The sequence below is a fragment of the Kitasatospora sp. Ki12 genome (assembly GCF_054601375.1).
Window position 1 is genome coordinate 2,008,142 of sequence record NZ_BAAIHT010000003.1, and the last position, 9,114, is coordinate 2,017,255.

Consider the following 9,114-nt stretch of genomic DNA (forward strand, 5'->3'; position numbering starts at 1 on the left):
GCGATGGCCGGCCGACTGCGGATACGGCACGAGACCCGGGTGGGATACCCGAGCCCGGCCGGCTCCTCGTACAACGAGGTGCGGATGAGCCCGCTCACTCTGCCCACCCAGACCGTCCTGGACTCCCGGCTGGACGTGGCCCCGGCCGCCTCGCTGTGGACCTACTGGGACTACTGGGGTACCCAGGTCACCGTGTTCGACCTGACCGACTCGCACACCAGCCTCTCGCTGACGGCGACCAGCCTGGTCGAGACCGCCCCGCCGACCCCGCTGCCCACACCGCTCGACCGCGCCGAGATCGCCGCGCGGTCGGCCGACTCCCGGCTGACCGAGTACCTCTCCGCGACACCGCGCACCACGGTGAGCCCGGACCTCGCCGCCCAGGCCTGTGCGGCCGCCGACGGCCTGGACGCCCACCAGGCCGCGGCGGCGCTGACCGACCTGGTCAGGGAGCGCGTCTCCTACACCCGGGGAACCACCGGCGTACACAGCGGAGCACAGGACGCCTGGGACCAACGGGCGGGTGTCTGCCAGGACTTCGCCCACCTCACCGCGGCCCTGCTCCGCGCGGCCGGCATCCCGACCCGGTACGTGTCCGGCTACCTGCACCCCTCCCCCGACGCCGAACTCGACCGGCCGGTGGCCGGCGAGAGCCATGCCTGGGTCGAGTACTGGGCGGGCGAGTGGATCGGCCAGGACCCGACCAACGGCACCCGCCCCGGCGAGTCCCACGTCATCGTCGCACGCGGGCGCGAGTACGGCGACGTGCCCCCGCACAAGGGCGTCTACCGCGGCGCGCCCGGCGAACTGCCCCAGGTGCGAGTGGAATTCACCCGCCTCGCCTGACCCGAACACATCACGCGGCGGAGCGGCCCCCAGGCTCCGCCGCCTCGGATCAGATGCGCGACGACGATCCCGCCCCGGCTCGTCAGGCAGGTCTCGAAGGGACGCGGACGGTGCCGGTGAGCGGGTGAGGTCGAGTCCGGCGGCCGAAACCCCGCCCGGGGTCTCGCCCCTCTTCTCTTCGTCCGCCGCCACCGTCTCCATCTTCACCTCCACGATGGAACCCCACCCCACTCCCCCCTCGACGGCAACCCCTACGACCCCCTGGCGACCGGCCCGGTCGCGCCCCCGCCGGGTCTCGGCACCCCCCGTCCGCCGATTCCGCGCCACCGGGACATCGCCGGGTTCACGAACTGCGTCGATATGCCCACATCGCCCGTCCCTTGCACCGTCATCGCCGTATTACGACATGACCTATCTCTCGGTCTCGCCAGCCGAACGAACTTGACCGGAAGCACCCCGCATGCCTAGCCTTTGGTATGTAAACAGTTAGAGCGCCGCCATGTTTCCCCATTGTTTTCAAAAGGATTGGCAAAGTTCCGACTGTGAATTGATTTTGCTCGCCCGAAAACCGAGGTCACCAGGGGTGCAGGTGACTTGTTTCCAGTCGAGCGGATCTCAAAACCGGGGGGTTTGAGCCTTGTTGTTGGTGGAGCACGCGGCCGCTGCGAGACAAATGGATGAGCTCGCCGCAGAGGCCTTCAGTGGAAACAGTGTCGTGGCCGTCATCAGCGGCACCACGGCGACCGGGAAAACCACGATGCTGCGGGACCTCAAAACGCGGGCCGGAGCGGCCGGGGCCACCGTGCTCAGCGCGTCCTGCTCGCGCGACGAACGGGACGTCCCGTTCGGAATCCTCGATCAGCTGGTGATGCGGGAGCGGCTGGAGGACCGCGCCCGGATCGCCGACGACGCGCACCGCGCGGTGGTGCGCCTGGCCGACCACGGGCCGGTGCTGATCATCGTCGACGACATCCAGTTCGCGGACGCGGAGAGCCTGCGGTCGCTCCGCTACCTCACCCGGCGGATGCTCTTCGCGCCGGTCCTGATCGCGGTGACCTGGGCCCCCGGTGTGGAGGACCGGCCGCTGCCGGCCGTGGACGAGTTCATCTACGGATCGAACGTCCGGCGGATCCAGCTCAAGCCGCTCACCCGCGACGGCATCCGGCAGCTGTGCTCCGACAGCCCCGGGGCCTGGCCCACGCCGCACTGGGCCACCCGCCTCCACGAGCTGAGCGGCGGCAACCCCGTCCTGGTCAGGGCACTGCTCGACGACCGCGACCGGGTGGAGCCGGATGCCGACTCCGGGATCGCCGTGGGCCGCGGCTACCAGCACGCCGTGGTGGCCTGCGTCCGCGCCCTGGGGCCGCTGGGGGTTCGTATCGCCCGCGCCGTCGCGGTCCTGGGCACCGCGACCGACCTCCACCTGGTCAGCCGGCTGAGCGAGGTCGACGCCGGCACCGGACAGCGGGGCGTCGACCTGCTCACCGCCTCCGGGATCCTGCGCGACGGCGGGTTCCCGCACCGGGTCACCCAGGCCGCGATCCTCGCGGACGTACCGGCGGGCGAGCACGTCGAGATCCGTTCCCGGGCCGCCGGGCTGCTGTACGACGACGGCGCGCCGGTCACCACCATCGCCGAGCAGCTCCTCGCGGTCGGGCCCGTCCAGCACGACTGGGCCCTGCCCATCCTGCGCGAGGCGGCCCGGCGGGCCCAGGCGGGCAACGACCTCGCCCGCGCCATCGCCTGCCTCAAGCTCGCCCACGACTGCTGCACCAACGAGGCCTCGCGGTACGAGTTGCGGGCCCAGATCACCCAGCTGAGGTGGCTCCAGGAGCCGAGCGCCAGCTCCCGCTTCCTCACCCTCAAGGGGCCGATGCTGGCCGGCAAGATCTGCTCCGACAGCGTGCTCGCCTCGGCGACGGCCCTGCTGTGGAACCTCCAGCACGACGACGCGCTGGAGATGATCGGCTACCTCGACGGCATCCCGGAGGTCGCGGAGGAACTCCACATCACCCGGCTGCTGATGTCCTCCATCTACCCCGGCGTGTCCGCGCGGCTGGACCGCCCGCTGAACGGCGACGAGCTCGACACCACGGCCCCGCGGCACTCCACGTCACCGCACCTGCGGCTGGCCTCCGCGCTGTCCGCCGTGCTCCGCAACGTCGCGGACGACCACACGATCGCCCAGGTCGAGCAGATCCTGCAGGACGAGGGGCTGGAGAACGGCCCGCTCGGCTGCGCCGTCCCGGCACTCCTGAGCCTGATCTACGCCGAACGCCTGGAATCCGCGGACGCCTGGTGCGAGCGCCTGCTGACCCAGGCGCGGCAGCACCAGACACCGACCACCCGGCTGATGCTGCTCGGGTTCCGGTCGATGATCGCCTTCCGCCAGGGCGACCTGGGCGCCGCCTCCGAGTTCGCCTCGGACGCGCTGGGCCACGTCCCCGAGCACGAGCTGAACATCAGCCTCGGGCACGCGATCGCCGCCCTGGCCGAGGCCAGCACCGCGATGGGCGACTACGAGACCGCCGCCGCCTGCTTCGCCCAGCCCGTCCCGCGCTCGCTGTTCCAGACCATCGCCGGTCTGCACTACCTCTACGCGCGCGGACGGCACCACCTGGCCGGCCAGCGGGCGCACGCCGCGCACGCCGACTTCATGGCCTGCGGCGAGCTGATGCGCAGCTGGAACATGGACCTGCCCGCCATGGCGCCCTGGCGCCTCGGCGCGGCCGAGGCGCTGCTGAGCCTCGACGAACCCAGGCAGGCCACCGCCCTGGTGGAGGAGCAGCTTCGGCTGACCAGGGCCCCGGGGCGGGTGCGCGGGATGGCCCTGCGGATCCTCGCCCAGGCGAAGCCGCTCTCCGAGCGCCCGGCGATCCTGGAGCGGGCCTTCGAGGAGCTCCAGCACAGCGCCTCCTACTACGAGGCCGCCTGTGCCCTCTCCGACCTGAGCCGGGTCATGCCCGACAAGGCGCAGGCCAGGATCACGGCCCGCCGCGCCTGGCGGATGGCCCGGAACTGCAAGGCCGAGAAGCTCTGCCAGACCCTGATGCCCAAGCATCCGACCAGTCAGGCGGCAGCCCCGGGCCCGGCGGCCCCGGGCGAGGACGACACGCCGTACGCCCAGCTCAGCCAGTCCGAGCGGCGGGTGGCCGTGCTGGCCGCCCAGGGCTACGCCAACCGGGACATCGCCGACCGGCTGTTCGTCACCGTCAGCACGGTCGAACAGCACCTCACCCGGATCTACCGCAAGATGAACATCCGCAACCGCGACCAGCTCCCCACCGAGCTGCGCGTCGGTGCCGCCGAAGGCGTCTGACACCACCGGCCCCGCCCCCTCCGAGCCCCTGCCGGGGTTCCCGGGACAGCAGGGGTCAGCCCGGCACCCCATCTGGGGTGGGGAGGGGTTGGGTCCGCCCGACCCCTCCCGTAGCGTTGGCCGCGTTATTCCGCCTGAATTTCGCAGCCCGTTGCCTGGCTGCCTTTTCCCAGGAAACGGTTGGTGCAGAGTTGGCGAATGACGACAAGCTCCGGGACTATCTCCGCAAAGCCACCGCCGAATTGCAGCAGACGCGGTGGCGGCTGAACCAGGCCGAGGCGCGGAGCCGGGAACCCATCGCCATCGTCGGCATGAGTTGCCGGTACCCCGGGGGGGTCCAGTCGCCCGCCGGCCTCTGGGAGCTGGTCGCCGCCGGCCGCGATGCCATCAGCGATTTCCCGGATAATCGGGGATGGAATAACGAAGCCCTCTACGACCCCGAACCCGCCGTCCCGGGCAAGACCTACTGCCGGGACGGCGGATTTCTGCACGATGCGGGCGATTTCGACGCCGAGCTGTTCCGCATCAGCCCCAAGGACGCCCTCACCATGGACCCCCAGCAGCGACTGCTGCTGGAGCTGACCTGGGAGGCCCTGGAGCGCGGCGGCTTCGACCCCACCTCCCTCAAGGGCACCGCCACCGGGGTGTTCGCCGGTCTCGTCTACCACGACTACGCGGGCAGCGCGAACGCCGGGAGCCTCGCCTCCGGCGTGGTCGCGTACAGCCTCGGGCTGGAGGGCCCGGCCGTGTCCGTCGACACCGCCTGCTCCTCCTCGCTGGTCGCCCTGCACTGGGCGATGCAGGCGCTGCGCTCCGGCGAGTGCACCCTCGCCCTGGCCGGCGGCGCCAACATCATGGCCACGCCCGAGACCTTCATCGACTTCAGCAACCAGCGGGGGCTCTCCCGCGACGGCCGCTGCAAGTCCTTCGCCGACGCCGCCGACGGCACCGGCTGGGGCGAGGGCGCCGGCATGCTCCTGCTGGAACGCCTCAGCGACGCCCAGGCCAACGGACACCGCGTCCTCGCCGTCGTCCGCGGCTCCGCCGTCAACCAGGACGGCGCCTCCAACGGCCTCACCGCACCCAACGGCCCCGCCCAGCAGCGCGTCATCCGCGCCGCGCTGGCCAACGCCCAGCTCACGGCAGCCGACGTCGACGTGGTCGAGGCGCACGGGACGGGCACCACGCTGGGCGACCCGATCGAGGCCCAGGCCCTGCTCGCCACCTACGGGCAGGACCGCGACGAGCCGCTCTGGCTGGGCTCGTTGAAGTCCAACATCGGACACTCGCAGGCCGCGGCCGGCGTCGGCGGCATCATCAAGATGGTCGAGGCCATGCGGCACGGCGTGCTGCCGAAGACCCTGCACGTCGACCAGCCGACGACCCACGTCGACTGGTCGGCCGGGCAGGTCGAACTCCTCACCGAGGCCCGGGAGTGGCCGAAGACCGGGCGCCCGCGCAGGGCCGGTGTCTCCTCCTTCGGCGTCAGCGGCACCAACGCCCACGTCATCCTGGAGGAAGCGCCGGAGGCCGAGGCGGGGCCGGAGCGGTCAGGGCCGGAGCGGTCAGGGCCGGAGCAGTCAGGGCCGGAGCAGTCGGACGAGATCCTGCTCGCCTGGCCGCTCTCCGGGCACACCGAGGCCGCCTTGCAGGCCCAGGCGGCCCGGCTGCTCGCGCACGTCGAGGCGACGGACGCCGACCCACGCGACATCGCCCACTCCCTCACCACCACCCGCGCCCGACTCGACCACCGCGCCGTCGCCATCGGCACCGGACGCGACGAACTCCTCGTCGGGCTCCGCGCACTGGCAGGCGGGACGCGGCACGCCTCCGTCGTCACCGGCACGGCCACCGACGGGCAGCTGGCCTTCCTGTTCACCGGGCAGGGCGCCCAGCGCCCCGGCATGGGCCGGGAGCTGTACGAGGCGTTCCCCGTCTTCGCCTCGGCACTGGATGCCGTCCTCGCACGCTTCGACGTCCCCGTCCGGGAGGTGATGTGGGGCGCGGACCCGGACGCCCTCAACCAGACCGGCACCGCCCAACTCGCCCTCTTCGCCTTCGAAACCGCGCTGTACCGGCTGCTGGAGTCGCTGGGAGTTCGCGCCGACTACCTCGCCGGGCACTCCCTCGGCGAGATCACCGCCGCCCACGCCTCCGGCATCCTCACCCTCGACGACGCCTGCACCCTCGTCTCCGCCCGCGCCCGACTCATGCAATCCCTCCCCACCGGCGGAGCCATGGCCGCCCTACGCGCCACCGAAGACGAAGTCATCCCGCTGCTCGGCGAGGACGTGACGATCGCGGCCGTCAACTCGGCTGACAGCGTCGTCATTTCGGGCGACGAGGCAGCCGTCGAGGCCGTGCTCGCACAGTTCTCCGACCGCAAGCACACCCGCCTGAACGTCTCCCACGCCTTCCACTCCCCCCTCATGGACCCGATCCTCGAAGACTTCAGGACGGCCGCCAAGAGCATCACCCACCACACGCCGACCATCCCGGTCATCTCCAACCTCACCGGCCAGCCCCTCACCGAGGTCTCCGCCGACTACTGGGTCAACCACCTGCGCGGCACCGTCCGCTACCACGACGCCGTCACCCACCTCGCCGAACAGGGCGTCACCACCCACCTCGAAATAGGCCCCGACGCCGCCCTCACCCCCCTCACCCCCAACACCACCCCCACCACCCGACGCAACCACCCCGAGGTCCACCAGCTGGTCACCGCCCTCGCCACCCTCCACCTCACCCCCCTCAACCCCACCGCCCACACCATCCCCCTCCCCACCTACGCCTTCCAACACCGGACGTACTGGGCCGTCCCGCCCGTTCCGGCCGGGAGTTCGGCCGACGCGGAGCTGTGGCAGGCCGTGGAGCAGGAGGACGTGTCGGCGCTCGCGGACCGCTGGCGCGTCACCCCGGAGGCGCTGGCCGAGGTGATCCCCGCGATGCGCGACTGGCGGGCCGCCGAGCACCGCCGGCGGACCGTCGACTCCTGGCGCTACCAGGTGAGGTGGCACCGGCTGGCCGAGTCCGACGGCACCGCGCCGGCCGGCCGGTGGCTGGTGCTCGCGCCCGCCGGACATCCGGTCGAACCGGTCGTCGAGGGCCTGCGGGCCGACGGCGTGGAGGTCGTACCCGTCGAGGTGTCCGACGCGTCGGCCGTGGAGCTGGCGCAGGCGCTGCGGACGCCCGGAATCACCGGGGTCGTGTCGCTGCTCCCGGTCGACCACCGGCCGCATCCCGATCACCCTGAGCTGGCGTGGGGTGAGGCGGCCACCGTGCTGCTGATCCAGGTCGCGGTGGAGGCCGGGCTCACCGTACCGGTCTGGTCGGTGACCTCCGGCGCCGTCGCGGTCGCCGCCGCCGAGGAGGTGGCGGATCCGCTGGGCGCGTCCGTCTGGGGCCTGGCGGCCGGTGCGGCGCTCGACCACCCCGGGGTGTGGCGCGGCGTGATCGACCTGCCCGCTTCTCCCGGGCCTGCGGACTACCGCCGGCTGGGCGCGGCGTTGGCGGGTACCGAGGACGAGGTGGCCGTCCGTGCGGACGGCCTGCACGCGCGTCGTCTGGTCCGGGCCCGGCCGGCCGCGTCGACCGGCCACCCCTGGCGGCCCACCGGCACGACCCTGGTCACCGGCGGAACCGGCGGATTCGGCGCCCACGTGGCGCGGTGGCTGGCGTCCTGCGGGGCCGAGCACCTGGTGCTCACCGGCCGGCGCGGCCTGGCCACCGAGGGCGTCGCCGAGTTGGCCGACGAACTCTTCGAGCTCGGCACCCGGGTGACCGTGGAGGCCTGCGACGTGACGGACCGGGCGGCGCTGTCCGCCCTGCTCGACGGCCTGCCGGACCTGCGCGCCGTGGTGCACGCCGCCGGTGTTCCGCAGCGCGACGCGCCGCTCGCCGACCTCTCGCTCGCGGAGTTCGCCGAGACCCGGCGGGCCAAGGTCGGCGGCGCCCTGCTGCTCGACGAGCTGCTGGGCGAGAAGGAGTTGGACGCCTTCGTGCTGTTCTCCTCCGGTTCCGCGGTGTGGGGCAGCGCCGGCCAGTCCGCGTACGGCAGCGCCAACGCCTTCCTGGACGCGCTCGCCCACCGGCGTCTGGCGCGCGGCCTGGCCGCGACCTCGATCGCCTGGGGTCCGCTGGACGCCGGGATGGTCGACGCCGAGGTCAAGGCGATCCTGCACCGGATCGGCGCGCCCGCGATGGCGCCCGCCGCGGCCCTCGGCACGCTGGGCCAGGCGCTGGAGCTGGGGCTCGGGCACCTCGTGGTGGCCGACTTCGACTGGGCGCGCTTCGCCCCCACGTACACGCTCACCCGCCCGCGCCCGCTGCTCGACGGGGTGCCCGAGGTGCGGGACGTGCTGGCGGCGGAGGCGGCACCGGCCGGTGCCGAGCCCGGCGCCCGGCCCGAACTGCTGGACCGGCTGGCCGGGTCGTCGGAGGCCGAGCAGCGCAAGCTGCTGCTCGACCTGGTGCGCGCCGAGGTCGCCGTCCAGCTCGGGTACGACGCCGGGCAGGCCGTGGAGCCGCGCAAGCGGTTCACCGACCTCGGCTTCGACTCGGTCGCGGCGGTCGGCATCCGGACCCGGCTGAACGCGGTGACCGGCCGGACACTGCCCAGCACCCTGATCTTCGACCATGCGACACCCGCCGCGCTCGCGGACTACCTGCGCGCGGAACTCTGCCCGGACGAGGCCGCGGAGTCACCGGTCCTCACCGAACTGAGCCGCCTGGAGGAGGCCGTGGCGGTGCTCGACCCCGACACGGTCGACACCGCCCAGATCACCGGCCGGCTGCGGGCCCTCGTCGCCCGGCTCACCACACGCGACGGCGCGGACGAGGACACCGACCTCGGTGACCGGCTGCACGACGCCAGCGCGGACGACGTATTCGACTTCATTGACAGGGAACTCGGCCTGAGCTGAGCGGGTCCCGGAGGGTGTGAGGACCAG

At 72.7% G+C, this 9,114-nt stretch carries 3 protein-coding genes; all 3 read left to right on the top strand.

Features of this window, described 5'->3' with window-relative positions:
- Nucleotides 1-3 precede the first annotated feature (3 nt).
- The 3 genes from ACYP53_RS39360 to ACYP53_RS39370 all read left to right on the top strand — a co-directional run bounded on the left by ACYP53_RS39360 (nt 4) and on the right by ACYP53_RS39370 (nt 9,087).
- The gene (locus ACYP53_RS39360; protein ID WP_459650921.1) at nt 4-846 is read left to right on the top strand and encodes a transglutaminase family protein; all 843 of its coding nucleotides are present in this window, start codon (nt 4-6) and stop codon (nt 844-846) included.
- Between the two features lie 673 nt (nt 847-1,519).
- Entirely contained in the window at nt 1,520-4,165 is a 2,646-nt protein-coding gene (locus ACYP53_RS39365; protein ID WP_459650922.1) for a LuxR C-terminal-related transcriptional regulator, read from the top strand.
- Nucleotides 4,166-4,356: 191 nt separating this feature from the next.
- Nucleotides 4,357-9,087: a type I polyketide synthase gene (locus tag ACYP53_RS39370; RefSeq protein WP_459650923.1), complete on the top strand. Its 4,731-nt coding sequence runs from the start codon at nt 4,357-4,359 to the stop codon at nt 9,085-9,087.
- The last annotated feature ends 27 nt before the right edge of the window (nt 9,088-9,114 follow it).